Annotated in this window: 22 protein-coding genes and 1 pseudogene; 18 read left to right on the forward strand and 5 right to left on the reverse strand. The window is 56.5% G+C overall.

From position 1 onward, the window contains the following. Nucleotides 1-58: 58 nt before the first annotated feature. Nucleotides 59-457 (reverse strand): hypothetical protein, encoded by a 399-nt coding sequence (locus GTN70_01075; protein ID NIO15589.1) that lies wholly within the window; start codon nucleotides 455-457, stop codon nucleotides 59-61. Between the two features lie 154 nt (nucleotides 458-611). Between GTN70_01075 and GTN70_01080 the strand changes: the two genes are divergently transcribed. Next, nucleotides 612-1,466: a transporter substrate-binding domain-containing protein gene (locus GTN70_01080; GenBank protein NIO15590.1), complete on the forward strand. Its 855-nt coding sequence runs from the start codon at nucleotides 612-614 to the stop codon at nucleotides 1,464-1,466. A 15-nt stretch (nucleotides 1,467-1,481) separates the two neighbouring features. Here GTN70_01080 and GTN70_01085 read toward each other — a convergent pair whose 3' ends face one another. Further along, nucleotides 1,482-1,802 (reverse strand): hypothetical protein, encoded by a 321-nt coding sequence (locus GTN70_01085; protein ID NIO15591.1) that lies wholly within the window; start codon nucleotides 1,800-1,802, stop codon nucleotides 1,482-1,484. 206 nt (nucleotides 1,803-2,008) lie between these two features. Here GTN70_01085 and GTN70_01090 point away from each other — a divergent pair, with 206 nt between their 5' ends. The 15 genes from GTN70_01090 (at nucleotide 2,009) to GTN70_01160 (ending at nucleotide 22,230) form a co-directional block, all read left to right on the forward strand. After that, nucleotides 2,009-2,902 carry a peptidyl-prolyl cis-trans isomerase gene (locus GTN70_01090; GenBank protein ID NIO15592.1) on the forward strand — a complete coding sequence of 298 codons (894 nt, stop codon included), beginning with the start codon at nucleotides 2,009-2,011 and terminating at the stop codon, nucleotides 2,900-2,902. After that, nucleotides 2,899-3,900: a HupE/UreJ family protein gene (locus GTN70_01095; protein NIO15593.1), complete on the forward strand. Its 1,002-nt coding sequence runs from the start codon at nucleotides 2,899-2,901 to the stop codon at nucleotides 3,898-3,900. The genes GTN70_01090 and GTN70_01095 overlap by 4 nt, the downstream gene beginning before the upstream one ends. Nucleotides 3,901-3,939: 39 nt before the next feature. After that, nucleotides 3,940-5,871, forward strand: coding sequence for a DUF3604 domain-containing protein (locus GTN70_01100; GenBank protein NIO15594.1), 1,932 nt, complete (start codon nucleotides 3,940-3,942; stop codon nucleotides 5,869-5,871). A gap of 217 nt (nucleotides 5,872-6,088) precedes the next feature. Further along, nucleotides 6,089-8,032 carry a DUF3604 domain-containing protein gene (locus GTN70_01105; GenBank protein NIO15595.1) on the forward strand — a complete coding sequence of 648 codons (1,944 nt, stop codon included), beginning with the start codon at nucleotides 6,089-6,091 and terminating at the stop codon, nucleotides 8,030-8,032. A 75-nt stretch (nucleotides 8,033-8,107) separates the two neighbouring features. After that, entirely contained in the window at nucleotides 8,108-10,036 is a 1,929-nt protein-coding gene (locus GTN70_01110) for a DUF3604 domain-containing protein (GenBank protein ID NIO15596.1), read from the forward strand. A gap of 31 nt (nucleotides 10,037-10,067) precedes the next feature. After that, a complete protein-coding gene (locus GTN70_01115) occupies nucleotides 10,068-10,976 on the forward strand; it encodes a hypothetical protein (protein NIO15597.1) in 909 nt (302 codons plus the stop codon). Between the two features lie 234 nt (nucleotides 10,977-11,210). Then, entirely contained in the window at nucleotides 11,211-11,948 is a 738-nt protein-coding gene (locus GTN70_01120; protein ID NIO15598.1) for a beta-phosphoglucomutase family hydrolase, read from the forward strand. A gap of 111 nt (nucleotides 11,949-12,059) precedes the next feature. Continuing rightward, on the forward strand, nucleotides 12,060-14,438 hold the full coding sequence (locus tag GTN70_01125; GenBank protein ID NIO15599.1) for a glycoside hydrolase family 65 protein: 2,379 nt from the start codon (nucleotides 12,060-12,062) through the stop codon (nucleotides 14,436-14,438). A gap of 13 nt (nucleotides 14,439-14,451) precedes the next feature. Further along, nucleotides 14,452-15,888, forward strand: coding sequence for a pyruvate kinase (gene pyk, locus GTN70_01130; protein ID NIO15600.1), 1,437 nt, complete (start codon nucleotides 14,452-14,454; stop codon nucleotides 15,886-15,888). Between the two features lie 97 nt (nucleotides 15,889-15,985). After that, nucleotides 15,986-17,020, forward strand: a complete 1,035-nt coding sequence (gene fbaA, locus GTN70_01135) for a class II fructose-bisphosphate aldolase (GenBank protein ID NIO15601.1) — start codon at nucleotides 15,986-15,988, stop codon at nucleotides 17,018-17,020. Nucleotides 17,021-17,086: 66 nt separating this feature from the next. Then, nucleotides 17,087-18,376 carry an ATP-dependent 6-phosphofructokinase gene (locus tag GTN70_01140; GenBank protein NIO15602.1) on the forward strand — a complete coding sequence of 430 codons (1,290 nt, stop codon included), beginning with the start codon at nucleotides 17,087-17,089 and terminating at the stop codon, nucleotides 18,374-18,376. A 239-nt stretch (nucleotides 18,377-18,615) separates the two neighbouring features. After that, on the forward strand, nucleotides 18,616-19,233 hold the full coding sequence (locus GTN70_01145; GenBank protein ID NIO15603.1) for a LysE family transporter: 618 nt from the start codon (nucleotides 18,616-18,618) through the stop codon (nucleotides 19,231-19,233). 229 nt (nucleotides 19,234-19,462) lie between these two features. Next, complete coding sequence (locus GTN70_01150; protein NIO15604.1) at nucleotides 19,463-19,969, forward strand: hypothetical protein; 507 nt, start codon at nucleotides 19,463-19,465, stop codon at nucleotides 19,967-19,969. Nucleotides 19,970-20,251: 282 nt separating this feature from the next. Next, nucleotides 20,252-21,532, forward strand: a complete 1,281-nt coding sequence (locus tag GTN70_01155) for a hypothetical protein (GenBank protein ID NIO15605.1) — start codon at nucleotides 20,252-20,254, stop codon at nucleotides 21,530-21,532. A gap of 11 nt (nucleotides 21,533-21,543) precedes the next feature. Next, entirely contained in the window at nucleotides 21,544-22,230 is a 687-nt protein-coding gene (locus GTN70_01160) for a zinc ABC transporter solute-binding protein (GenBank protein ID NIO15606.1), read from the forward strand. 272 nt (nucleotides 22,231-22,502) lie between these two features. On the opposite strand, the gene GTN70_01165 is transcribed toward GTN70_01160, so the two are convergent. After that, nucleotides 22,503-22,940 (reverse strand): hypothetical protein, encoded by a 438-nt coding sequence (locus tag GTN70_01165; protein NIO15607.1) that lies wholly within the window; start codon nucleotides 22,938-22,940, stop codon nucleotides 22,503-22,505. A gap of 652 nt (nucleotides 22,941-23,592) precedes the next feature. On the opposite strand from GTN70_01165, the gene GTN70_01170 reads away from it, so the two are divergent. Together GTN70_01170 and GTN70_01175 are read left to right on the forward strand one after the other, a co-directional pair. Further along, entirely contained in the window at nucleotides 23,593-24,123 is a 531-nt protein-coding gene (locus tag GTN70_01170) for a hypothetical protein (protein NIO15608.1), read from the forward strand. A gap of 114 nt (nucleotides 24,124-24,237) precedes the next feature. After that, a complete protein-coding gene (locus tag GTN70_01175; protein ID NIO15609.1) occupies nucleotides 24,238-24,648 on the forward strand; it encodes a hypothetical protein in 411 nt (136 codons plus the stop codon). A 292-nt stretch (nucleotides 24,649-24,940) separates the two neighbouring features. On the opposite strand, the gene nhaA is transcribed toward GTN70_01175, so the two are convergent. Next, on the reverse strand, nucleotides 24,941-26,158 hold the full coding sequence (gene nhaA, locus GTN70_01180) for a Na+/H+ antiporter NhaA (GenBank protein NIO15610.1): 1,218 nt from the start codon (nucleotides 26,156-26,158) through the stop codon (nucleotides 24,941-24,943). A 15-nt stretch (nucleotides 26,159-26,173) separates the two neighbouring features. Next, nucleotides 26,174-26,320, reverse strand: a pseudogene (locus GTN70_01185) (MBL fold metallo-hydrolase). Nucleotides 26,321-26,603: the final 283 nt, after the last annotated feature.

The following is a 26,603-nucleotide window of genomic DNA, read 5'->3' on the forward strand; positions in this document are numbered from 1 at the left end:
AAAAAAGGTGACTTGTGGAATGTTGCACAAACGCTCAGGAGCTTATCTTCGACGTATTTTAGAACCTGTCGGCGCAGACGGTGTCATAGAGTCTCTCTATGACCGAACCACGCGGGATCTGGAGCCGGAGTGTGTTTGCATCCAGACCTTTGTCCTGCATGATGGTGCCGCGCTTGTTGTAGACCTTGTATTGAATCTTGCTGTAGGTTCTCCTCGCGCAGTCTATCTCGGCCATCCCTGCGGCGTAATCTCTCTGACCCGAATCAAGGTAGACTTTCCGCACCCAGACATTTTGCACGTCCCTCCCCGGAACGCTGTTTTTGTCCTTTGCGTAATAGAAAGCTGCTTTGTCCGTTTTTTCCAGCAGCATCCAGTCTGCCCCCTCTGCTGCAAAATACCCGCAGAGGGCAATTGAGGCGACCAGCAGGAGGGTAATTGCTCTTCTCTTTGCTTCCATGATCTTCCCCTTGGTTCTATATTATAATGAAATTCGAGGTCGTTGGGAAAACAGTCGCAAGGGAATCTAAATATCATAGCCCGACCGTTCTCTGTTTGAGCATGCAGGCCTTTGAACCGGATTTGCTGAAGAACAGGAAAAGAGGAGGAGGAAAATGAGGAAGTCGAAAATTCTTGTTGTGCTCTCTCTGGTTCTGTCCGTGGCTATTCTTGGAGGATGTGCCCACACGACGTCCGGGGTTGGGAAAACGAGTGTGTCTCCCGTTCTCGACAGGATCCTGGACAGGGAGGAGCTCGTGGTGGGCATGGCGGGAAACATGCCCCCCCTGAACATGACGACCAAGGAGGGTGAGATCATCGGCCTGGAGCCGGAGCTCGCCAGGTACATGGCTGCCGGGATGGGGGTGGGGCTCAGGATCGAGACGATGCCCTTTGCCGAGCTTCTTCCGGCCCTCTTGGAGGAGAAGATTGACATGATCCTCTCCGGCATGACCATAACCCCCGAGCGCAACCTGGGCGTTGCCTTCGTCGGCCCCTATTACGTTACCGGAAAGGCATTTCTCACGAAAATCGAAACTATCGCTTCTGCAGAGGAGCCCTCCGAAGTTGACACCCCGGATATTACCCTCGTTGCCCTTGCAGGGTCCACGAGCGAGTATTTCGCCGAGGATGCCATCCCCAGGGCGAAGCTCGTGACCGCCGAGAGCTATGACGAGGCGGTTAAGATGGTGATGCAGGGTAAAGCAGACGCCATGATCGCGGACTACGAAATATGCGCTGTGTCTGTCCTTCGCTACCCCGAGCAGGGTTTCGTCTCGATATTTACGCGTCTCACCTATGAGCCGATCGGTATCGCCCTGCCTGCGGGCGACCCACACCTGATAAACTGGTTGGAGAACTTTCTGGGAAACCTCGATGGAAGCGGAAGGCTGGAAGTTCTCGCGGAGAGCTGGCTCGAGGACGGCTCATGGCTCGAGCGGCTTCCCGGTCCACAGAAACAGGGGGAGTAATCCTCGTCTTCCCTGCTAAAGGCACACGATCAGGTAGAGCAGTTTTATCGGCGTGTTCGGTTTTACGGGAATCCACCGGGTGGCCTCCGACCGCTTCGTCACCTCCCCCGTCCTGTCCTGGCGGATTATCGATTCGGGGAAACAGGCCTTCTTAGAACAGTCGATCTTTACCGAAGAAGTGCTGAAACCGGGAGACCCGGAGGTCCGGGAAGACTTCAACCGGACGCGAACGGTGTCCTCCGATATTCTCTCCATGCTCTCCCTGTCGTAGTAAATGGAGGAGTTAATGGATCGGTACGGCCAACCGCAGGCGGGAAAACCCCTGAAACAATCCATGTAACCAATTTGTTTACTCTTTTGCACTTCCCTGCCCAAACTATGGACATTGAATCAGTGATTCCGAGATAGTTTTTCGGCTTCGTCTTTTACCCCGCCATCCCCTGACCTTCACTCTCGTATCCAGAGAAATCAACGAAGAAATGTTGCAACGGCAATATGGGGTTCTTCATCAAAAATATATTGAATTTTAGACGGGAAGTGAAATGCGAACAGATTGGCTGCGGGAACCCCTTTTTCATTTTTTGATCATCGGGTCTCTGATCTTCGTTTTGTTCTCAGCCCTAAACAGGGAAGGGTATGACTCTTCCGGGAGCAGGATAGTCGTTACTGCATCGGATATCGAGCGGCTGAGCGATGCATGGTCGAGAAAGTGGAACCGCCCGCCTACCGAGCAGGAGCTCGCAGGTCTCGTTGAGGATTACATACGCGAGGAAGTCTACTATCGCGAAGCCCTTGCGCTGGGGCTCGACCACAACGACACGGTCCTGCGGCGAAGGTTGATGCAGAAGATGGAGTTTCTCACAAATGACCTCGCAGATCTCAGAACACCCGATGAGAACGCACTGAATCAGTTCTTACTCGAAAATCAGGACAGATACGAAATCCCTGCCCGCGTGTCTTTCACTCACATCTATTTCAGCTTCGACAGTCGTGGTGAAAAGGCACACTCCGATGCAAAAAGGGTTCTGTCTGAACTCACAGCCGGTCCCGGTGCTTACTCGAGAACTTTCGACCGCGGAGACAGCTTCATGCCGGGATACGATTTTGCCCGGGCAACGCCCCTCGAAGTCGCCCGTCTGTTCGGGAACAGCTTTGGGGACCGGCTCTTCGAATTAGAGACAAACGCCTGGCAGGGCCCCATAGAGTCCGGCTATGGACTTCACCTCGTGCGAATCGACGAAAGGATAGATTCCCGGATGCCGGAGCTTGCCCAGGTAATCGAAGAGGTGCGAAGGGACTGGATGTACGAGCAGAGGCAGAAGACCAACGAGGAGATCTACAGGAAATTGAAGGAGCGATACGAGATCGTCATGGAAGGGAGGACTGAGCAGCCGGGAACGGCAAGGGCAGCGGTTATCGGAGGCGGTACTCAATGAGCCGTCTCGTTACCATAATTTTTCTGGCCCTTTCACTGCTCCCCACATGGGCAGGAGGAGCCCTGGCGCACCGGCTCCAGCCTGCATACCTGGAGATAAGCGAACAGAGCGCTGCCAGGTTCAACGTTTTGTGGAAGCGGCCCCTTGTCGGCGACATTCCCATGAACATATATCCCCGGCTTCCGTCGGGCTGCCGGAACCTTTCCGAGCCGGTGGTTCAGCAGCTCACAGGGGGAGCGGTAGAGCGCTGGTTCGTCGATTGCGGAACCAAGGGGCTGATCGATGAGGCAATCACTATCGAAGGACTTGCTGCGACGCAAACGGACACGCTCTTGCGGATCCAGTTGCTGGATGGGCACACCTACACCTCCGTTCTGCGCCCCGATTCCCCATCCTTCCTCGTGCCCGAAAAATCGTCTCAATCGAAGATTGCCGGCTCCTATCTCGTGCTCGGTATCGAGCATATCTTGGGAGGGTTCGACCACCTGCTCTTTGTCCTTGGACTTCTTCTGATCGTGGGAAGCACCATGCTGCTGGTAAAGACCATCACTGCCTTTACCCTTGCACACAGCGTGACCCTTGCCATGGCGGCCCTCGGGTTCGTCCCCGTACCGCAGGCCCCGGTGGAGGCGGTTATCGCCTTGAGCATTCTTTTCCTGGCAACGGAGCTAACAAAACAGGGAAAGGGGGAGATGGGGCTTACCTCGAGAGCGCCCTGGCTCGTGGCTCTCTGTTTCGGTCTTCTGCACGGCTTCGGGTTTGCCGGTGCTCTTACGGAAGTCGGCCTACCGCAGGTGGATATCCCCCTTGCGCTGCTCTTTTTCAACGTCGGTGTCGAGGTGGGGCAGCTCATGTTCGTCGCCGCAGTCCTTTCGGTTCGATGGGGGATCCGGAAAATGAAAGTGAAATGGCCCCTCTGGGTTCAGCAGGCGCCGGCGTACGCTATCGGATCGCTGGCGGCGTTCTGGTTCATTCAGAGGACGATCTCTTTCTGGTAATCGATGATTGTTAAATGGTTGAAAAAGGGAGGAGCATTAATGAAAAGCTTACGAATTTTAGCCGTATTCATTGCCTCGTTATTAATGGCTTCTATTCTGGGTCTGCCGGCCTCGGCCGACTATGCCGGCAGTGTCGTCAGAGAGGATGTCAAGGGTGTCTTCAAGGCCCCCGGCTACTCGCCATACGCGGGCCGTAACTTTCCAACCATGGTGCTCTGGGGTGACACCCACCTCCACACATCCCTCTCGCTCGATGCGAGGGCCTTTGGCGTGAAGCTGGGCCCGGAAGAAGCTTATAGGTTTGCCCGCGGTGAGGAAGTCACCGCTACTCACGGTGAGCGCGTGAAGCTCTCCCGGCCCCTGGACTGGCTGGTGGTAACAGACCATTCCGATGCCATGGGTACGATGAACGAGATCGTTGCCGGTAACCCGGATCTTCTCAGGGACCCGAAGGTCAGGGACTGGCACGAGAGGATCATAAAGGGTGGGGAGACAGCTCTCATGGCAACGATGGAAGTTATTGAGACTTTCGCAGGAGTGTCAGGGGAAAAGATCCCGGAAATCCTCATGAACGAGGATTTTGTCAGTTCGATCTGGGAGAGATATCTGGATACGGCGGAGAAATACAACGAACCGGGCAGATTTACAACCATTATAGGATACGAGTGGACCTCGACTGATGGCGGCAACAATCTTCACCGCAACGTCCTCTATCGTGACGGTGCAGACGAGGCGCGGAAGTTGCTCCCCTTCACGGCAGCAGAGAGCTTCAATCCCGAAGACTTATGGAAATGGATGGAAAGGTACGAAGTGAAGACCGGGGGAAGGCTGCTTGCCCTGGCACACAACGGCAACGTGAGTAACGGCCTGATGTTTCCTACGATCAATCCTGAAACTGGCAAGTCCCTTACAAGGGAATACGTAGAGACACGGATCCGCTGGGAGCCCATATACGAGGTTACGCAAATCAAGGGTGATGGTGAGTCACACCCCTACCTGTCACCCAACGACGAGTTCGCCGGGTACGACGTCCTCTGGGACAAAGGCAACCTGGGCCCGGTTCCGAAGAAGGATGAGATGCTTCAGTACGAGTACGCCAGGGAGGCCCTCAAGAACGGCCTAAAGCTTGAGCAGGCCCTCGGCGTGAACCCATACAAGTTCGGCATGGTGGGATCTACCGACTCTCACACCGGGCTGGCTACCGGTGAGGAGGAGAACTTCTTCGGCAAGCATGCGGGCAAAGAACCTAAGCCAAAAAGATGGAGCGCGCTGATCGGTGAGTTTGGAGACATTAAGTACTATGGATGGGAACAGGTAAGTTCCGGCTACGCTGCGGTATGGGCCACGGAAAACACCCGCAAGGCGATTTTCGATGCGATGAAGCGCAAGGAAGTGTATGCAACCACCGGCCCGCGAATGACGGTCTGGTTCTTCGGGGGTTGGGACTTTGACGCTGAAGACGCCGCGCAGAGGGCACCCGGCATAATCGGATATTCCAAAGGGGTTTCCATGGGAGGTGATCTTATGAGTGCCCCTGAGGGCAAGGCTCCCACATTTCTTGTGGCAGCGTTGAGAGATCCATACCGGGGAAACCTGGACCGGATACAGATAATAAAAGGATGGCTGGATAGCGAAGGCAAGACACATGAAAAAGTCTATGACGTCGCCTGGGGTGATGCGGACAAACGCAAACCCGACCCCGATGGCAAGCTTCCGCCCGTGGGCAATACGGTGGACGTTGAAAACGCCATCTGGACGAATACAATCGGCGACTCGGAACTTATCACCGTGTGGAAAGATCCAGGTTTTGACCCATCGCTTCGGGCGTTTTACTACGCACGGGTCATCGAGATCCCGACGCCCAGGTGGACAGCCTACGATGCCAAACGCTTCGGCGTGAAAATGTCAGATGAGGTGCCCATGATCACGCAGGAAAGGGCATATACGTCGCCGATATGGTATACACCGTGAGCTTTCCCCGAGCTCGCAATTTTATAATTGCCGAGGGGCTTGCCTGCCTCGCCAAAACCTCTGGTGCTCGCCTCGTCGCAGCCGAAAGGCGAATACGGGGAGGCGGGCCGAAGAGTACACCATAAGAAATTAAAAGTGAAAGGTTAATGGTCAAAAACAGAGAAACCGTTATTTACTCTTTACTCGAAAGGAGATTGAAATGGAACGAGTGCGCCTGATGATAGAGAAGCTGTGTAAATCTTTCCTGGCTGTTGTTGCCATAACGGCACTGACATTGCCAGGTGTGGCCCTCGCTCAGGACATCGGCAGCCCTGACCCCGAGGTCATCAAGGGACTCTATCCCGGAAAGACCTATTCACCCTACGCCCAGCGTTCTTTTCCCAGCAGGGTGTACTGGGGAGAGACGCATCTGCACACAGGGGTGTCCCTCGATGCCGGCTTGTTTGGCAATATCCTTGGCCACGAAGACGCCTACCGCTTCGCCCGTGGCGAAGAAATCAAGTCGTCGACCGGTCTGCCGGTCAAACTGGCCAGGCCGCTCGATTGGATCGTGATCACGGACCATTCCGACATGATGGGTATTGCGTTTGACATCCAGAAAGGCACACCCAATATTTTAGCTGTTCCGAAGGGCAAGGAATGGCATGAGGGCTTTAAGAAGGGCGGGGAGGCTGCGGGAAAGGCCGCGTTTGACCTGATCACCCATTTCGCCCAGATGAAGATTCCCGAGAAACTCCTCGAGGACTACTCTCCCGGCTCCAAGATTTACAACGGGGTTTGGGAGGATATCACCAAGACGGCTGATCGCTTTAATGATCCGGGCCGGTTCACGGCCTTGATCGGTTTCGAATGGACATCGGTTCCCAAAGGAAACAATCTGCATCGCAACGTCATCCTGCGGGACGACGGGGGCCGTGCGCGCCAGGTGATTCCACTGACCACTATGCCGCCCCTGGGTTCGCAGGACCCCTTGGATCTTTATAAGTGGCTGGCGGATTATGAGAACAAGACCGGTGGCCAGGCCCTTGCACTGGCCCATAACGGCAACCTCTCCAACGGCTGGATGTTCCCCATGGTGGATACCTATGCCGGCGGCAAGGTTGACAAGAACTATGTGGAGCTGCGCGCCATGTGGGAACCGCTCTACGAAGTGACCCAGATAAAAGGTGACGGCGAGACGCATCCATACCTGTCGTCCACCGATGAGTTCGCAGACTACGAAACCTGGGACAAAGGCAACCTCGACCTCACGGTGCTCAAGAAGCCCGACATGTTGAATGGTGAATATGCTCGCGAGGCACTAAAGAACGGCCTCGTCCTCGAGAAGAAGCTCGGCACCAATCCTTACAAGTTCGGCATGGTTGGTGCGACAGACAGCCATACCGGCCTGGCCACGGCTGAGGAGGAGAACTTTTTCGGGAAATCCACCAGCGTTGAACCTTCCGCAACTCGGATAACGCATCCCTTTATCAAATCGAAACTCGGAGCCATAGAAGGTTATGAGATTGTTGCCTCCGGCTACCAGGGTGTGTGGGCAAACGAGAACACGCGCGAGGCGATCTTTGACGCTATGGAGCGAAAGGAGACCTACGCCACCACCGGCCCGCGCATCCCGGTGCGCTTCTTCGGTGGCTGGGAGTTTACCGACGATGACCTGCGCAGCCGCGCACCTGCTTTCCACGGCTATGAGAAGGGCGTGCCCATGGGTGGAGATTTAACGAAGGCCCCCGAGGGCAAGGCGCCGACGTTTATGGCCTATGCCCTGCGCGATCCCATAGGCGCAAATCTCGACCGCATTCAAATCATCAAGGGTTGGCTCGACAAGGATGGCAAGACCCACGAGCGCATTTATGATGTTGCCGTTTCTGACGGCCGTAAAATTGGACCGGACGGCCGCTGCAAAACACCGGTGGGTAACACCGTCGACCTGGAGGCCGCGAACTGGACCAACACCATCGGGGCCTCCGAACTCGCCGCGGTCTGGACCGACCCGGATTTCGATCCGAATGAAAAAGCCTTCTACTATGCGCGCGTGATCGAGATCCCGACACCACGCTGGGTGCTGTATGACAAGGTCCGCCTGGGCGCCGAGGTTCCGAAGGGGACGAAATTGATCCATCAGGAACGCGCCTATACATCGCCAATTTGGTACACGCCCTGAATTTATGCGTATACAGCTGGTGAAGGGTACGCCGGGCAAGGAATTGTTCTTAGGAAAAAATAGGAGGAAAGTTTGATGGTAAAGAAAAAGCCCAATGTGAGCATCTTTTTGTTGGTCACACTTTTGGTGGTCGTCTGGTCCTGCACCCGGGTGGATGAGCCGAAGGAGAAAGCCCCAGCGGAAAAGGCTGCTCCTGCCGAAGCCGAAAAACCGGCCGTCGAAGGAGAGAAAAAGGCGGAACCGACCATTGCGGGTGAGGTGCGGCACACCAAACTCTACTGGGGCGACACGCACCTTCACACTTCATACTCTCCCGATGCATACCTGATGCAGAACCGGAGTGCGGACCCTGACACGGCTTACCGCTATGCCAAGGGCTTCCCCGTCATACATCCATATCACAAGGCGAGAATCCAGATTCATACCTCCCTCGATTTCCTCGTGGTATCGGATCACGGCGAGTATATGGGTGTGGTACCCAAGATCCTGCAGGGCGATCCCCTCGTGGCCAACACCGAGGCGGGGAAACGTTTCAGGAAACTGGCCGATGAGGGGAGGGAGTTCGAGGCTTTTGCCGAATTGATCGCCCAGGTCAATGCCGGGGTCCCCGACACTGACTTCAACTCACCGGAGATCAACCGCACGGTCTGGGGGGAGATCATGGACGCTGCGGAGCGGCACAATGAACCGGGGAAGTTCACCGCCTTCCTGGGGTGGGAATGGTCCTCCACGCCGAACGGAGCGAACCTTCACCGGGTTATCTTCATGCGCGAGGGGAAAGACAAAGGCAAAATGTTCATCCCTTACACCTCCTTCGACAGCACCAAGCCCGAAAAGTTGTGGAAGTGGCTGGAGACGACCTCTGAAAAGGCGGGGGCAAACTTTCTCGCCATCCCTCACAATTCCAATATCAGCAAGGGACTCATGTTCCCTCTCATGGACAGCGAGGGAAATCCCATCACGAAGGAGTACGGGGAAACCCGCATGCGCTGGGAGCCGGTGGTGGAGATGACCCAGATAAAGGGGGATTCGGAGACCCATTCGAGCCTTACGCCTACCGACGAATTTGCTGATTATGAGACCTACGAGCATGTTATCGCCGTCGGTGAGCACGCAGGGACACCCAAAGCGGATGAGGGCGACTACGCCCGGTCAGCCCTGAAGCGGGGCCTGAAGATCGAAGGGGATACCGGAGCAAACCCCTACAAGTTCGGCATGATCGGTTCAACAGATTCACACTCGGGAATGGCATCCGCGGAAGAGGACAATTTCCACGGCAAGTTTGCTCTCGACTCCACCCCTGAGACGAGCAGCAGAGAGGTGATTCCCGGGGCCAGGGGCTTTGACATGAGCGCTGCCGGTCTGGTAGCGGTGTGGGCGGAAGAGAACACGCGGGAGTCACTCTTCGACGCATTCCAACGCAAGGAGGTATACGCGACCACGGGGCCGCGGATCCAGGTCCGCTTCTTCGGCGGCTGGGATTACACGCCGGAAGATGCAGAAGTTGCGGACCCGGCCGAGACCGGCTACCGGAAAGGCGTACCCATGGGGGGCGACCTGACCGCCGCGCCCGAAGGCAAGAAGCCCACGTTCCTCATCAGTGCCATGAAGGATCCAAACGGGGCAAACCTGGACAGAGTTCAGGTCATCAAGGGGTGGGTAGACAAGGATGGGAACCTCCAGGAGAAGATCTACGACGCCGCCCTGTCAGGCGGACGGAAGGCCGGGAAGGATGGAAAAGCCCCCCCTGTGGGGAACACGGTGGACCAGGAGACCGCTACTTACACAAATTCCATCGGTGATGCCGGTCTGGCCGTGGTTTGGACCGATCCCGACTTCGATCCGGGAGTGCGCGCATTCTACTACGTGCGGGTGCTGCAGATCCCCACGCCGCGCCATTCCCTCTACGATGCTATAGCCCTGGGTATGGACCCGAAGGAAACCGGCCATCCGGCTACCATACAGGAGCGGGCGTACACCAGCCCGATCTGGTACACGCCCTGAACGCAGAAGTTTCACTTTTTACGGAGGCACATTGCACAGAAAGGATCAGAAGATGCCGCATGAGGGGAAAAGGACGATGAAAAAACGGTTTGCATTGATACTGCTTGTTTCGGCGATTGTTGCGTGGTCCACGGCGGCAACGGCCGGCGCCGAAGAAGCCCTTACGGTGACCTCTTTAGAAGAGCAGGGAAAGGATCCTCTCGGCGACACGGCGCTCCGTGCGCTGGTCTTCGGGAAGACGCTGGTTGTGCGGAACAGGGCCACGGGTGAGCTGTTCGAGGCGACCTACAGCGTGAACGGCCAGCGGATATTGAGGCGTCTCGATGAGGGGCAGATTCAGAAATCCGCCGTGTACGCCTTCCACGGCGGTTCCGTATCCGAGGGCGTGGCGCCCTATGAAATACGCAACAGCCGTGTCATCACCACCTTCGGGGGGAAGACATTCGAGGCGCGTGTCTTTCTCGTCGATGGGAAATATGTCGCTTCCCGCAGCGATGAGGGGGGGGCCGTCAACTGGGAAGTGGTGGAGTCACGCCCTGCAAAGGCGGAAGGGGAGGCTTTGACGACATCGTCACTCAAGGGCCGCGGCGTTTTGCCGCTTGAAAACGGCGCGCTGCGTGAGCTAATCGTCGGTAAGACGCTGGTGGTGAAAAACAACGCCACGGGGGAGCTGTACGAGGCAACCTACTCGGCCGACGGAAAAAGGCGTGTCCGCAATGTAACGCAAGAGCGCCTTCACCATTTATCCTATCAGGCATTTCACGGTGGATCCGTCCCCGAGGGGATCGCGCCCTATGAGATTCGGAACGGGAAGATCGTAACGACCTTCGATGGGAATACCTTCGAGGTGACGGTTTACAACATCGATGGAAAGTACGTCGGAGCCCGCAGCGGCGAGGGAGGCGCCGTCAACTGGGAAGTGATAGAGAAACGTGACTGAAGGGTCGCCACACCCGAAAAGGACAGTAAAATATTACATTTTCCTCCAAACTTGGATAGGATAATAAAATCGGGAAGTTTTCGCCATCTTGTCTTCGGGAATACAGGAGCGATGAGATTTCCATGCGGGTAAAGGATCTAGGGTGTAACGTATTTTTACCCGGAGAAAGAGAAGTCCCGAGGGGCCATCGTCAATGAAAGGAGGGTCAATGTGCCTGAGCGGGCTGATGGAGGAGTGACCATAACCCGGGATCGCTTTGATGCGGTCCTCTTCGATCTGGACGGTGTGCTCACGGCAACTGCGAAGATTCACGCAGCCTGCTGGAAGAGGGCTTTCGACGAATTTCTCCGCAGCAGGAGCGGCGTGGAAAAAGAGGCCTTCGAGCCTTTCGACATCGCCACCGATTACGTGCGGTACGTTGACGGAAAGCTCCGGTACGACGGTGTTCGTGGCTTCCTCGAGTCTAGAGGTATCCATCTTCCCGAGGGTGACCCCGCCGAGCCCCCGAACTTCGATACCATCTGCGGCGTGGGAAATCTCAAGGAGAAGATGGTCAGGGAGGCCCTCGAAACGGAAGGGGTCGAAGTCTTCGACGGCAGCGTTGCCCTCGTGCGCACGCTGAGGGAGAAGGGCATAAAAACGGCCGTGGTCTCGGCGAGCAAGAACTGCCGGGCCGTTCTTCAGGCTGCAGGCATCGAGGATCTCTTCGAGGCCCGTGTAGATGGAGTCGTTGCCGAGCAGTTGAGCCTGCCCGGCAAACCGGCACCCGACACGTACCTGAAGGCGGCGGAGATGCTCGGGGTCGAACCGGGCCGGGCTGTGGTTGTGGAAGATGCCATTTCCGGGGTCCAGGCAGGGAGGGATGGCGGCTTCGGTCTCGTAATCGGAGTAGACCGGAAGGGGGATGCCGGGCTTTTGCGTGAGCACGGCGCCGACTTGGTGGTTGTCGACCTGGGGGAACTTGTCCAGTGAGGCAACTGGGCGACGGAGAACTTCCGGCATGATTGAGACACGGTGCCGGGTCTATTCTGATGTTCGAAAAAAAATGCCGACCCATGGAACAATTTGGGAGGTGATAGGTCCATGATCCACCGCGAGCGTATCGTCCCACCGCGCCATGTATACTCAGGCGACGAGTGGAGTTTCGTGGAGAAGAAATTCTACCCCCGATTTCTCCCTCAGATGGAGACGGTTTTCTCTATTGGAAACGGGTACATAGGCATGCGCGGGAACTTTGAGGAGGGCTCCCCCGCACACCTTGCAGGTACCTACGTCAACGGTTTTTACGAGTCCTGGCCCATCGTGTACGGTGAAGAGGCTTACGGGTTCGCCAAGCACGGCCAGACCATGCTGAACGTGCCGGACGCCAAGATCATAAAGCTCTTCGTCGATGATGAGCCCTTTTACCTTCCCACGGCAAACCTGCTCGCCTTCGAGCGCAGCCTGAACATGAAGGAGGGCGCCCTGGACCGCGAGATCCTCTGGGAGACACCCTCTGGAAAGCACATCTCCATTAAATCCCGCCGGCTCGTGTCGTTCAAGCACCGCCACCTTGCGGCAATCTCCTACCGGGTAACGGTGAAAAACGCAAATGTACCGGTCGTCATATCTTCGGAAGTGATCGACCACCTGATCGGCGTGGAGAGCGAGTTCGACCCGCGGAAGGCCCAGATATTAGAGAAAAGGGTTCTCATCAATGATTCCACAACCATCGACGATCACCGCATCCTCCTCGGATACAGAACGGAGAACAGCGGGATGACCCTCGCCTGCGGGGTCGATCACGAAATGAGGACCGACTGCGCCTATACCACTGCAGGTGAGAAGAGCGAAGACGGGGGTAAAATCGTTTTTTCCATAGAGGCGAAGGCCGGCGTTCCCATCGGCCTTACGAAGTACATCACCTACCACACGTCGAGGAGGGTGCCCTCTGCAGAGCTGGTGAGCCGTGCAGGGAGGACCCTGGACCGTGCCCGCGGGCAGGGGTTCGAGAGTATCCTGAAGGAACAGCGGGGGTTCCTCGATGATTTCTGGGAAAAGGGCGATGTCCGGGTCGAGGCCAGCCCGAAGGCGCCCCGCGGGACCAGGGAGATTCAGCAGGCAATCCGCTTCAATCTGTTTCACGTGATGCAGGCTGCGGCGAGGGCGGAGGGCACGGGAATTCCGGCCAAAGGTCTCACCGGCCAGGCCTACGAGGGGCACTACTTCTGGGATATAGAGGTCTATGTGCTCCCCTTCCTCATTTACACGGCCCCCCGCATCGCCAGGAACCTGCTGAAGCTTCGCCACAGTATGCTGGATAAGGCGAGGAACCGGGCCCGCGAGGTCAATCAGACGGGAGCACTTTTTCCCTGGCGGACCATCAACGGGGACGAGGCTTCTGCCTACTATGCCGCCGGCACCGCACAGTACCACATCAACGCCGACATCATGTACGCCCTGAAAAAGTACGTCGAGGTTACCGGCGATTACGAGTTTCTCCACGACAGCGGTTCCGAGATGCTCGTTGAAACCGCCAGGCTCTGGAGGGATCTGGGGCATTTCAACGCCAAGAAAGCAGGAAAGTTCTGCATCAACGGCGTGACGGGGCCAGACGAATACAACACGGTTGTCGACAACAACGCCTTTACCAACCTCATGGCCCGGGAGAACCTGCGGTACGCGGCGGAGACTGTGGAGCTGCTCAAGAGAGAGAAGCCGGATAAATTGGCCGTCCTGGTGGACAGGACGGGCCTCGATCTCTCTGAAGTGGAAGAGTGGAAAAAGGCGGCCGATATGATGTACATCCCGTACGATGAAGAAAGGGGAATTCACCTGCAGGACGACAGCTTCCAGAACAAAGAGCGGTGGGACTTCGAAAACACACCCCGGGAAAAGTATCCCCTCCTCCTGCATTATCACCCCCTCGTCATCTATCGATATCGGGTGATAAAACAGGCCGATATGGTCCTTGCCATGTTTCTGCTGGGAAATGAATTCACCCTGGAGGAGAAAAAGCGGAACTTCGACTACTACGACGACCTCACCACGGGCGACTCCTCCCTGTCCGTGTGCATTCAGAGTATCGTGGCCGCCGAGGTCGGCGACATGGAGAAGTCCCTGGAATACGCCCGGTATGCCCTCCTGATGGACCTGGCCGACGTGGGGGGCAACGTGGCCGACGGATGCCACATCGCTTCCATGGGCGGAACCTGGATGATACTGGTTTACGGGCTGGCAGGGATGCGCGACTACGGTGGGAGAATTTCATTCAAACCGAGATTGTATGACAGGATAGACAGGCTGCGCTTTCATCTCACGATTCGCGGCCAGACCCTCGGTGTTGATATCGATCGTGATTTTGCAACCTACACCCTCGTTGATGGGGACGGGTTGTCCATTTTTCACGAAGACAGGGAAATCCGCCTCTCACCAGACCAGCCGGCAGCGAAGAGACCCCTCTCCGGGCCGGCGAATGTGTAAGGGAGAACTATCTGTGTCCCTGCCATCGAACAAGACCAAGATTATCTGCACCATCGGGCCCGTGTCTGAATCGCCGGAAGCCATCGAAAAACTGATTCTCGCGGGGATGGACGTTGCCCGTCTCAACTTCTCTCACGGCGACTTGAAGACCCATGAGGAGAGAATCGGCAGAATACGGGACGTTGCACGGAAGACGGGAAAGCGCGTGGCGATCATGGTCGATCTCCCGGGACCCAAGATCCGCATCGGAGAGTTTGCCGAGGAGCCGGTCGACCTGAGAAGTGGAGAAAGCTTCCTCCTCACCACCGAGGATATAGTCGGGGACGTGGGCAGGGCCTCGGTGAACTTTCCGAATCTACCCGGGGTGGTGAAGCCGGGCGACACCCTCTTTCTCAACGACGGCCTGATCCAGCTCGAGGTCGTAAGGATCGAAGGGAAAACGGTCGCATGCCGCGTGGTGGCGGGAGGTGAGCTCAGGTCGCGAAAAGGGCTCAACCTGCCGGGAATTTCCCTGGGAATAGATGCTTTTACCGAACACGACCGCGACTGCATGGCATTTGCCCTGGAAAAGGGGGTGGATGCCATCAGCCAGTCCTTCGTGGAAAGCGCCGGGGATGTGGAGCGGGTTCGCGAGGCATCCAGGTCTTTCGGAAAGAACCCCTTTATCATAGCGAAGATAGAGCGGTCGGTTGCTCTTGATCAGATCGATGGGATTCTCCATGCCGCAGACGGGATCATGATTGCCAGGGGGGACCTGGGGGTGGATATCCCCATCGAACAGATCGCCATCGCTCAGAAGCGGATCATGGACAAGGCCCTTTTCATGGGAAAGCCCGTGATAACGGCGACACAGATGCTGGAGTCGATGGTGGACAACCCCCGTCCCACCCGTGCCGAGGCAACGGATGTGGCAAATGCTATCCTTGACGGCACCGACTGCGTCATGCTGTCTGGCGAATCGGCGGTGGGGAAGTATCCGGTAGAGGCCGTGTCGATGCTTGCCTCGATAGCGAAAGAAACGGAGCCTCACCGTTCGTCATTCCGGCACGAAGCAACCCGGGTACAAGAAGGAATCGCAGCCGGCGTCGGCCCCGTGGACATCATCGCATCGAGCATCCAGCGAGCCCTCGAGTACGTCTCCCCTGCTGCGGTGATCGTCCCCACATTGAGCGGGTACACGGCGAGAAGCCTTGCCCGCTTCAGGTTCCCCGTGTGGGTGACGGCTGTGAGCCCCCATCACGAGACCTGCCAGGCGCTCACCTTTTCCTACGGCGTCTACCCTGTTTACGAACCCGATTACCCGGAGGACTGGAACACCTATGCCCGGGAGTGGGTGAGAAGGGAAAACCTGGATGGAAGGTACGTCATCCTGACCGAGGGGCCATCCCCCAGATACCCGAAAGGCAACAACCGGATGGAGATCATAGACCTGGAGAGACAGGGAGGGTAGCAGACAGACGATCCCCTCCATCTTCATCGAAGGCGGTGCCGGGACCGCGTGAGAGAGATGAATTTTGAAGGGGTGATCCGAAAAGGAGGTAAAAACCATGCCAGTTGCCGACTACAGGGTTTACTGCGAGATGCTCGATCGGGCACAGGAAAATGACTATGCCTATCCCGCCATAAACGTGACGTCCCTCGTGACGGCGAACGCCGTCCTTCGCGGGCTCGCCGAAGCAAGGAGCGACGGCATCATACAGGTTTCAACCGGGGGAGGCTCGTTCGCGTCGGGCCTGTCCCTGGGAGACATGGTGCTGGGGGCGATCTCGATCGCCGAGCACGTGCACCGGGCTGCAGAGCGGTACGACATCTACGTCGCCCTCCACACCGATCACTGCACCGCCGACAAGCTGGAAAGCTTCGTCATTCCCCTCATCGAGGAGACGGAGCGCCGCCGCGCGGCGGGCATGAAGAACCTTTTCAACAGCCACATGTTCGACGGGAGCACCCTCCCCTTGAGCGAAAATCTTAAGCTGGCGGTACCGCTGCTCGAGCGCTGCCACAGAAACGAGATAATCCTGGAAGTGGAGACGGGCATCGTGGGCGGAGAGGAAGACGGGGTCAGCGGTGAGGACGCTCCCCCGGAAAAGCTCTACACCACTCCCGAAGACATGCTGGAAGTGGCAAGGACGCTGAGCCAGGTCAAAGGCGCACGATTCCTCCTTGCGGCTACCTTCGGGAACGTCCACGGCGTCTACAAGCCCGGCAAGGTGAAGCTGCGCCCGAAGATCCTGAAGGAGGGGCAGGAGGCGGTGGAGAGTGCATTCGGGAAGGATGCCCGCTTCGACCTGGTCTTTCACGGCGGCTCGGGTTCCACCCTTGAGGAGATCCGGGAGACCCTCGAATACGGCGTTGTGAAGATGAACATCGATACCGACACGCAGTACGCCTTCTCCCGGCCGATTGCGGACCACATGATGAAGCACTATGACGGTGTCCTGAAAGTGGACGGCGAGGTGGGCAACAAGAAGATGTACGACCCCCGCAACTATCTGAAGCTGGCCGAGGCTTCCATGGCGGAGCGGGTAAAGCTGGGGGCTTCGGACCTCAGGTCCGAGGGAAACACCCTGTTTGGCAGCTGATGGGGTCTGACCGTGGCCTGGTGGATATTGACAGATGACCCGGTGATTTTTTGATGGAGGCTCGCCATGGAAGTGAGGAGTCATGATTTTCAGGTTTCGGCGCTTGGCGCGTGCACCTTTCCGAACCCCATGCAGGGTGTTACCTTCGTCGCTGACGGGAGCCAGGTGCTTTACCACGGAAAGATCGATGAGGTGCGAAAATTCTTCGACAGGGGGGAATCCCCACCCGCCTTCGAGGTGGCAGGCCCCAGGGAGAAGATCTTTTTCGACCCGTCGAAGCTCTCCTGCGGGGTCGTGACCTGCGGTGGGCTCTGCCCGGGGCTGAACGACGTGATCCGGTCCATCGTGCTGAACCTCTATCATCACTACGGCGTGAAAAGGGTGCTGGGGTTTCCTTTCGGGTTCGAGGGGCTCACCGACAAATACGGCCATGTTCCCATGGAACTTACTCCCGGGGTGGTCAACATCATACACGAGCAGGGGGGGACGATCCTCGGTTCCTCCCGGGGAGCCCAGGCTGTGGGGGAGATGGTCGATACACTGGAGCGGTTCAATATCGGCATCCTCTTCACTATCGGGGGGGACGGTACCCTCCGGGGGGCTCAGGCCATATCGGACGAGATCGCGCGCCGGGGCCTTTCCATTTCTGCCATAGGGATCCCGAAGACCATCGACAACGACATCTCATTCATCCACTGGTCCTTCGGGTTCGAGACGGCCGTATCAGAGGCCAGGAGGGTGATCTACGGGGCCCACACGGAGGCCACGGGGGCGAGAAACGGCGTCGGCCTCGTGAAGCTCATGGGCCGCGAATCGGGATTCATAGCGGCCTATTCAGCCCTTGCGAACAACGACGTGAACTTCTGCCTGATCCCGGAAGTTCCCTTCACCCTGGAGGGATTTCTCGCAGCACTGGAAAAGAGGATCGAGCAGAGAGGCCATGCCGTGATCGTCGTTGCGGAAGGTGCGGGGCAGGATTTGATGGCGGAGACGGGGGAGCGGGATGCCTCGGGAAACATCCGCTTCGGGGATATCGGGCTCTTCTTGAGAGACGCGATCAGGGCCCATTTCGCGAGCCTGGGCACGGAGCTGAATCTCAAATACATCGATCCGAGCTACACGATCCGGAGCATTCCCGCCAACGCCCGGGACTCTGCCTTTTGCCTCCTCCTCGGGCAGCTTGCGGTACATGCGGGAATGGCGGGACGCACGGGTATGGTGGTTGGAAACTGGAGGCAGGAGTTTACTCACGTACCGATTCCACTCACCGTTTCCGCGCGCAAGAAGGTGGATCCCGGCGACAGGCTCTGGAGCAGCGTCCTTGCCGCTACGGGACAGCCAAAGGACATGCGGTAGAGCGGGGTCAGGCCCTTCCCTCTGACCCGGCTGCGAACAATGGTCCCACAACTTAGCCCCATGGTATTTCGGCCCGACCTTCAGAAGCTTTGCAGAGAATTATGAACCTGCTCGTTGATAGTGCGGCATTTGGAAGGCAGGATTTAAAACCAGATGAGCCGAGAAGTTAAGAAGCATGCAGGAATTGATGTCCCGATGCCCGGTCAAATAATGGAAACCATTGTTCAATGATGGAGGCGATGGGCTATCTGATTTCAGGAGTAGTTTTTGGGACCGCTGCGGGAATATCTCCCGGACCGCTGTTGACGCTCGTAATCGCCGAAACCATAAAGCATAGCAAGAGGGAAGGCATCAAGGTCGCCAGCGCTCCTATCATTACGGATCTGCCCATAGTAATGGCGTCGATCTATGTTATCGCGAAACTGTCCCACTCCGATCTTTTGCTGGGGATCATTTCTATTTTCGGTGCAGCCTTTATCGGGTATCTGGCCTGCGAGAGCATTACCGTTAAAGGGGTTGAGCTGGACCTTGGGAAAGTCAAACCCAGGTCTCTGAGAAAAGGGGTGATTACCAACTTTCTCAATCCCCATCCGTATCTTTTCTGGATTGCAGTGGGTGCCCCTGTTACGTTAAAAGCGTTTGAAGACAGTTTCCTGTCGGCATTTTCTTTCATACTGGGATTCTACCTCTGTTTGATAGGATCGAAAGTGCTGATAGCACTGGTGGTTGACAGGTCCAAGGATTTTCTCAAGAGCAGCGCATACGTGTATATCCTTCGCGTGCTCGGCGTTATCTTGTTGATATTTTCAGGGCTCTTTATCAGGGATGGCCTGAAATTTTTCGGTCTTATCCGTTAGTAAGGATACCCCGGAGAGAACAGGGAAAGGATCATCCAGATCAGTACTCTCAACTTTCGCTACCCTATCGGGGAGTTCCGGCTGAATGTCCCGGAGTTTTCCGTATCACCGCCCCCCTGCATCTCGACGGAGAGGTCCGGGAGCGGGCAGGGCAGCTCGCTGGACCTGCTCATGAACACGCTCTATTTCGGGGAGGAGGTCCCACACCTCCGACGACCTTGCCGTTTTCGTGGACATAAAAACCGCCTGGATCATCCAGGGTCTGGGCCACGGCCACGAGGATGTGACGAAGATAAAAGACGATACCGAGGTCCTTTCGCGAAGCGATACGAGCGTGACGGCGGGGGCAAAGCCCTACCACTTCACGGAGATCACCGGGGAGAACGTGGGCTCCTTTCACTTTCACGGGGACTCGTCGATCTATCCGATCACGGCCGTCGCTGCCGTTCCGAAGGATGCCAAATCGGGTACGATTTTGCGCGGCCGCTACCTCTCCGGCGAGGAGGGCCATCAGATCGTGAGGCCCGTAGAGGTCATCGACGGGCTCCTCCAGAGCATCTTTCGCATAAAGAACGTTCTCGACGCGGTCATATCCGTGGTGGGCTGGCGACGGTCATGGCCATCATCCTGGTATTCGCGTTATCGCTCCGTCTCAGGCCGCGGGAGATGGAGACGATCTTCGAGCTCGGCTGCCGTCGCGCCACCACCGCCCGGCTTATCGGCGCAAAGATCTTGATCATAGTGGCCGCCAGCGGACTTCTGTGCGGTGTCATGATGGTGACGGTGAACCAGTTTGCCCACAGTCTTGTCCGTGCGCTGTTTATCCGATGAGGGCTGAGTCGTCAAGCTCAACAGGATGAAAATACTTTGCTATAGCATAAAAGGTTATCGCGAGCAGCGAGCTTTATACGTTGCAATGGGTTTTTTTTTCACCTTTAATGGAAAAGGCCAGTATTGAACGATCTTGGCCCAATTGAGGCGAGGTGCCAATTAAATACCGGTGTAAAGGGAGGGGGACATGCCTGGAAAGAGTATTACGTGGGCGCTTTATTCATTTTTTCTCGTCATTTCGATGTGTATCTGTCATCAAGCCTTTGCGGGCGGGGCCTATCTCTCCGAGCTTGCCTCACCGGGCAGCGTTGGGACGGCCGGTGTTTTTAACGTGGTGAACAACAAAACACCCGACGCCGTTTTTACGAATCCGGCGGGCATGACCGGCATCAAAAATGATGCTTTCATGGGGGGAGTCCAGCTCCTGCTTCCCGAAGTCCGCTTCGACGCGTCGATTGCCGATGGGGGAGGGACCGACGGGGACAACGCCGGGGTGGCCACGGCGATCCCCGGCATATACGGGGTAAAGGTATTATCGGACCAGTGGCGTCTGGGCATGGGCATTTCCGCCCCCCTCGGGGGGGGCGCAAACTACGGCAGGGATTTCGTGGGGCGCTACACGGCGACGAAAGTGACCCTTGCCGGTTTGAGCCTCAATCCCGCTGTTGGGTACAGGATAAGCGACAGGGTATCCGCCGGGATCGGCGTTTCTCTTCTCTACACCACGATGGATTACCAGGTTGCATTGAACCAGTCGGCGCTGGCGCCGGGAACCCCCGATGGGGAAGTTGACTTTGATGGCCTCGATGATTGGGGTTTTCAGGGATATCTGGGCCTGACCTGGCAGATATCGGACAGGGCCATGCTCGGGTGCGTCTACCGAACCGAGGTAGAGAGCGATTTGGAGGGGCCGATCGAGTTCAACAACGTTCAGATCCCGATACTCAACCAGATCACATCCCAGCTGGACAGGGCGAAAATAAGCTGGGATTTCCCGCAGCTTTTCCAGGTCGGCCTGAAACTAAATGTTTCGGACAAGCTCACGCTGCTCTTCGACGCCGATTGGGAGGACTGGTCGGCCTTCAGCGCAAATCGCTTTCAGATAACGGGAGGCCCGACAGCGGTTATCCAGACGATTGACCGTGAGTTTGATGACACCTGGCATGTGGGTGCCGGGCTGATCTATAAGCTCGATAAAAATTTGTTCTCCATGGGCGTGGGATATGACACTTCGCCCGTGGACGATGACAAGCGCACGGTCGACCTGCCGCTGGACGAGCAGATAAGATTCGGGATGTCCTACGGCGGTGGTGGTGAAGGAACCCCATTTTATGCCGTTGGGTTCAGCTTTATCTGGCTGGGAAAGGGAGAGACCGATCAGACCGCGCAGGGAGTAAGATTTAAAGGGGATTTCGACTCGAACTACATCCTGTTCTTCAACGGTGCGTTGGGCTTCGATTTGGGTTAAAGCCGGGTCCGGTGAGCAGGTTCAGCGGGATTCGTTTGATCACCATATTCATCGTTTTCGGATTGATGATTATTCTTGTCTGTCCCCTTTCCCTCACGAGGGTTTTTGCTGAGACGTCATACAAATTAACGGTTTATGTCGTAAACTATCCCCTTATGTGCTTCACCGGGCGCATTGCAGGAAAGCACGTGAAAGTCGTCTTTCCCGCCCCGCCGGATGCGGACCCCGCCGGCTGGTCTCCCGATATCCCGACCATCGTTGCCTACCAGAAGGCCGATCTCATCCTCTTGAACGGGGCGGGCTACGCGAAGTGGATTGATAAGGTGTCGCTCCCCCGGGCAAATTTGGTGGACACCTCGGCAAAGTTCAAGGACAGCTACATCGCCTCCACCACCTGGCTGGACTTCGACCTGGCTGCAAAACAGGCGAAGGAGGTTGCCGATGCGCTGAGCCGGAGAGAGCCCGGCTTCAAAGAGGTTATTCAGCGGAACTATGAGTCCCTGGAAAAAGACCTTGTGGCCCTTGACGGGAAAGGTAAGGAAATCGTCGCGATAAACCGCAAGCTGCCCATCATCTCATCCCACCCCGTATACCAGTACCCTGCCAGGCGGTACAATCTCAATGTAAAAAAAGCGTGCACTGGGAACCCGACCGGATCCCGACGGGGGAGCAGTTGCTCGAACTCAACAATATCCTGAAAGTTCATCCGGCGAAGCGGATGAACTGGGAGAGGAAGCCGAAGGAGTAGATCGCGGAAAAGCTGAAGAGGATGTGGATCGATAGCGTCGCCTTCGATCCCTGTGCAAGCGTTCCGGCATAAAGGAGACTTCCTAAGCGCCGTGCGCCGAAATATCGAAAACCTGATGACGGTTTTTCAGGAGCAAAGATAGGCGATCAAGAAGGTCAAAACTTTTAACACGGACACACTTCTCGAACGCCGTTGCAAATCATCCCGTCCGCGAGACTTTTCTTATCCCTCTTCGGGCGCTTTGCACTGCTCGCCGACTAAATCACACACCGCTTTTACGATGCGAAGGGCCAGGTCTTTGTCCTCATCCTTGCCGCCGGCATCGGCAGTCACGATCAGCTGGGTTCCCCGCTTCAGGGGTTCGGCATGGATGCTCGCGAAGATCTCCCCTTTTGTAGCTTCGACGAGAAATTTCTCGTCATCCCGTGTTTCGATTTTCACATCGGGTTTCTTTTCGAGTTCAGCAATAACCGCTCGATAGACGTCCTCTGGCCCTGTCTTCATCTGTACCGTGGCTGTGTAGTGTTTGGAGCTGGCCATCTTAATTATGACGGGCACAGCGGCTACACACCCGAGCATGGAGACCGATATCAGCACCAGCAGGAGTTTTCCCAGCAACTGGGGAGAATAACTCCACTTTCCTCTTCCACCCGTAACCATCCTGGACCTCCTTTTCGTCGTGATTGAGATATGACACCACTGTCTATCATGGTGTTTCTAAATAGCGGTGTTTCTTTTAGATAGTGCCTGTGGTAAAAAGTTTCTTCACTTTGCTCAAAATTGCAGCTTTGAGCAAATCTTTGAGTCTTCCCGTGTTTCTTTGCCCATCCCGGGCGGCATTATTGCCGGGAACATTCGCTCCTGAAAGACTACAAGAGCGCCGCAGGGCTCCCCTCTGTTCTCGCGGCGGATCCGTCACCAAGGAGGTAACTTTTCTCATCTCCTTCCTCCCCTTTCACCGTGAGCTCTGCGTCTGCCCGTAACGTAACTCGAGGAGAGCCGGAGCCGCCACACCCTGAAGAAACGCTGGTCTTCACCGCCAAGGATGCCCTTTTTCGATGCCCCTTCACCCCCTCCGGCAGAGCGGATACGCTGCGACACGCTCCTCGTGACTGGATCCACGTGACCGGGCATCTGCCCGGCAAGAGAATTGATACAGGGCCAGAGAGCAAAAAAGAAACTTTTCGATGGAGTCAGAGCGTGGGAGATTGATGAGAATCGCGTTGAGGCCGTCGTGAATCTTATGACAATGAATTCATACTCGTCATACTTGCACAAAATCCTTTTTTCAAGAAAGAACGGAGGTCTGACAATGAGGAGGAAACAGAGTAACGAAAGGCTTATTTTTGCAGTTGTCACGGGAGTATTTCTCCTCTTTTTCCTCGGGATCGCCGGGCAGGCTGCGGACCTTGCGCATGCCCAGGAACTGGTCGTCTATCCAGCCCAGGGGCAGAGCAAGGAGCAGCAGGAGAAAGACGAGTTCGAATGCTACCGGTGGGCCAGGGACCAGTCGGGTTTCGACCCCATGCAGCGTCCCACGGCAACCGAACCGGCCCCCAGGAAAGAAGCAAAAGAGGGTGGTGTGGCCCGCGGAGCAGCCCGTGGTGCCGTTGCGGGGCTGGCAGTCGGGGCGATAGCCGGTGACGCGGGCAAGGGGGCGGCAATCGGCGCTGCAGGAGGCGGTCTGGTCGGCGGCATGAGGAGGCGCGACCAGAGAGCCCGGGAAGAGCAGAAGAAAGAGCAGTGGGCCAATGAGCAGGTGGCAAATTACGAGCGGAATCGCGCGAGTTACAATCGGGCCTATTCCGCCTGCCTGGAAGGCCGGGGATATTCGGTGAAGTGACCTCCCGATCCCTTGCGCAGAGCCGGCACTGCAAAGAAGACACGGGGTAATGTTCGCCGGAAATCGCAGTCCACGGCTGTAATCAACGAAAATCGAACCGAAAGGAGAGCCATTATGAGAAAAGCAGCCCCTATCTTATTCGCCTTGCTCATGGTCGCTGTGCTCGTTTCGCCCGCATCTGCGGCTTTTGACGGATCGTCGAACCTGCTCTGCGCGGTGGTCGACGTTTTCGAGTGCGGACCGGAGAACGGTTGCATGGAGAGCACGGCGGAGGGCATAAACATCCCGCAGTTCATCAGGATAGATTTCGCGGGAAAAACGGCAATGGGAACCCTTCCAAGTAAAGAGACGCGGGAGGTTGGAATCGAGCGTATGGAGCAGGAGGGAGGGGCGCTCGTCATCCAGGGGGGACAGCAGGGACGAGGATGGAGCGTGACAATCGGGGAGGAAACGGGTAAGATGACCATGACCGCATCGGGCGACCGGTTCGGGTTCGTCGTGTTCGGCGCGTGCACGGTCCCCTGAGAGCAGTGCCGGAAACCAGGCCCACTCGGGGGAGGATCAATATTTTCGCATTCCTGAGTGACAATTAAATTACGGGAACGAGACCATCGGTTTCGGCGGCGCCGTGGCGCTTATCGAGGGGGGCCATATCCAACCTCAGAATTCCATTGTTTTTACGGCTCTCGGCAGCGTCGAAAGTTCCCCTTGGCGAGGACCTGTTGAGAACGTCGGGGATCGAGTTTCAGCTGTTCTACAACAATACCGACTTATACACCAATCCTTACATATGAAGTGGCCTGTTTAAAACTTCCCCTCAATGGGATTCCCGTTCGGGTACCGGGTCCTGCTGGGGCTCCACGATCTCCCTGGCTGTAGCTTTCCGAAGGATGACGAATCCGATAATTCCGGACAGAATGGACCCGGTAAGAACGCCCAGGCGCACTGCCGTTCCGTAGTCGGGCCCGCCGTGCTCAAATGCCAGGGAGCCGATGAAGAGGCTCATGGTGAAGCCGACGCCGCAGAGGGCCGCCATGCCGTAGAACTGGGACCAGGTTACATCTTCGGGCAGCTTTGCCAGGCCCATCCTGACGCCCAGGCGGGCAAAACCGAAAACCCCGATCTGCTTCCCGAGGAGAAGGCCCAGGGCAATGCCGAGGGGCACGGGTGCGAAAAGGGTCTTGAAGGATATGCCAGACAGGGAAACACCGGCATTCGAAAAAGCGAAAACCGGCATGATCATGTAAGCGACCCAGGGATGGAGCTTGTGCTCCAGGTGGTCGAGCGGGGAGCCTTCCCCTTCGTTTTTCCCTTTCATGGGAATGCAGAAGGCCAGGAGAACTCCCGCGAGTGTGGCATGAACCCCGGACTTCAAAACGCATACCCACAGTATGAAGCCAACGACCATGTACGGTGCTATCCGCGTCACCCGGATCCTGTTGAGCCCGACCAGAATCCCCAGGGCCACCGCTGCGAAGGCGAAGGAGGTAAGAGAGAGGTCTCCTGAGTAAAAGATTGCGATGATAACGATCGCACCGATGTCGTCGATGATCGCTACAGCCAGCAGAAAGAGTTTCAACCCGGTGGGAACGCGCTCCCCGAGCAGCGCCATAATCCCCAGGGCGAAGGCGATGTCCGTGGCTGCAGGAATGGCCCAGCCGTTCAGGGAAACCGCGTCCCCCCTGTTCAGAAGAACATAGATAAAGGCAGGAACGACCATACCCCCCAGGGCGGCGATTCCGGGCATGGAAATCTGTGGGAGGCTCGAAAGCTGGCCCTCGAGCATCTCCCTTTTGACTTCAAGACCAACGAGGAGGAAGAAGATCGCCATCAGCCCGTCGTTGATCCACAGAAGGAGGGGTTTGGCAATTTTGAGCGAGCCGACACGAACCTCTACGGGGGTCTCGAGAAAGAGCCCGTAAATGTGGGAAAGTGATGAGTTGTTGAAGAGCATTGCCAGGGTCGCAGCAAATATGAGGATAATTCCGCTTGCAGACTCGAGCTTTAGGAACTCACGGAGTGATTTGACCTGCATTGCTTACCCCCGTGGTATATTGACTTTGCCGCTGCGAACGTCTGCCTCGTCAACGACGCCGCGCACACGCCCGAAATGGTCTGCGTGTGAGTGGGAGTAGACGACCGCCACTGCCGGACGTTTTTCCACCTTCTCATTGATAAATTTCAGGGCTGCAGCTGCGAAAGTGGTCACGCAAAAAACGAGAGATAGAATCGCAGAAAGAACGGTCGTTAGCGAAACAATCATACCCATACTCCTTGTGGTTCGATTTATCCGGAAGTTTTTTAGGCGCTTTGAAACGGCGAAATAACCCATGGGATATTTCGGTTTCCTGTTTGTCAGACTATTTTTACCTTCGTCTTTGCTTTTTATGATTCAAATGCGGAGTTATGGGTGCGAAAAAATTGCGAAGAAAGCGTTAAGGAGAGATTTTGAGTAGTAAACTGTCTTAAAAAAGGACAGG

This window comes from Deltaproteobacteria bacterium, assembly GCA_011773515.1.
Taxonomy (GTDB): Bacteria; Desulfobacterota; Deferrimicrobia; order J040; family J040; genus WVXK01.

Bases quoted from the DNA above. Each gene is read 5' to 3' on its own strand.
- GTN70_01075 (NIO15589.1), bottom strand. From the start codon at position 457: ATGGAAGCAAAGAGAAGAGCAATTACCCTCCTGCTGGTCGCCTCAATT.
- GTN70_01080 (NIO15590.1), top strand. From the start codon at position 612: ATGAGGAAGTCGAAAATTCTTGTTGTGCTCTCTCTGGTTCTGTCCGTG.
- GTN70_01085 (NIO15591.1), bottom strand. From the start codon at position 1,802: ATGGATTGTTTCAGGGGTTTTCCCGCCTGCGGTTGGCCGTACCGATCC.
- GTN70_01090 (NIO15592.1), top strand. From the start codon at position 2,009: ATGCGAACAGATTGGCTGCGGGAACCCCTTTTTCATTTTTTGATCATC.
- GTN70_01095 (NIO15593.1), top strand. From the start codon at position 2,899: ATGAGCCGTCTCGTTACCATAATTTTTCTGGCCCTTTCACTGCTCCCC.
- GTN70_01100 (NIO15594.1), top strand. From the start codon at position 3,940: ATGAAAAGCTTACGAATTTTAGCCGTATTCATTGCCTCGTTATTAATG.
- GTN70_01105 (NIO15595.1), top strand. From the start codon at position 6,089: ATGATAGAGAAGCTGTGTAAATCTTTCCTGGCTGTTGTTGCCATAACG.
- GTN70_01110 (NIO15596.1), top strand. From the start codon at position 8,108: ATGGTAAAGAAAAAGCCCAATGTGAGCATCTTTTTGTTGGTCACACTT.
- GTN70_01125 (NIO15599.1), top strand. From the start codon at position 12,060: ATGATCCACCGCGAGCGTATCGTCCCACCGCGCCATGTATACTCAGGC.
- fbaA (NIO15601.1), top strand. From the start codon at position 15,986: ATGCCAGTTGCCGACTACAGGGTTTACTGCGAGATGCTCGATCGGGCA.
- GTN70_01140 (NIO15602.1), top strand. From the start codon at position 17,087: ATGGAAGTGAGGAGTCATGATTTTCAGGTTTCGGCGCTTGGCGCGTGC.
- GTN70_01145 (NIO15603.1), top strand. From the start codon at position 18,616: ATGGGCTATCTGATTTCAGGAGTAGTTTTTGGGACCGCTGCGGGAATA.
- GTN70_01155 (NIO15605.1), top strand. From the start codon at position 20,252: ATGCCTGGAAAGAGTATTACGTGGGCGCTTTATTCATTTTTTCTCGTC.
- GTN70_01165 (NIO15607.1), bottom strand. From the start codon at position 22,940: ATGGTTACGGGTGGAAGAGGAAAGTGGAGTTATTCTCCCCAGTTGCTG.
- GTN70_01170 (NIO15608.1), top strand. From the start codon at position 23,593: ATGAGGAGGAAACAGAGTAACGAAAGGCTTATTTTTGCAGTTGTCACG.
- GTN70_01175 (NIO15609.1), top strand. From the start codon at position 24,238: ATGAGAAAAGCAGCCCCTATCTTATTCGCCTTGCTCATGGTCGCTGTG.
- nhaA (NIO15610.1), bottom strand. From the start codon at position 26,158: ATGCAGGTCAAATCACTCCGTGAGTTCCTAAAGCTCGAGTCTGCAAGC.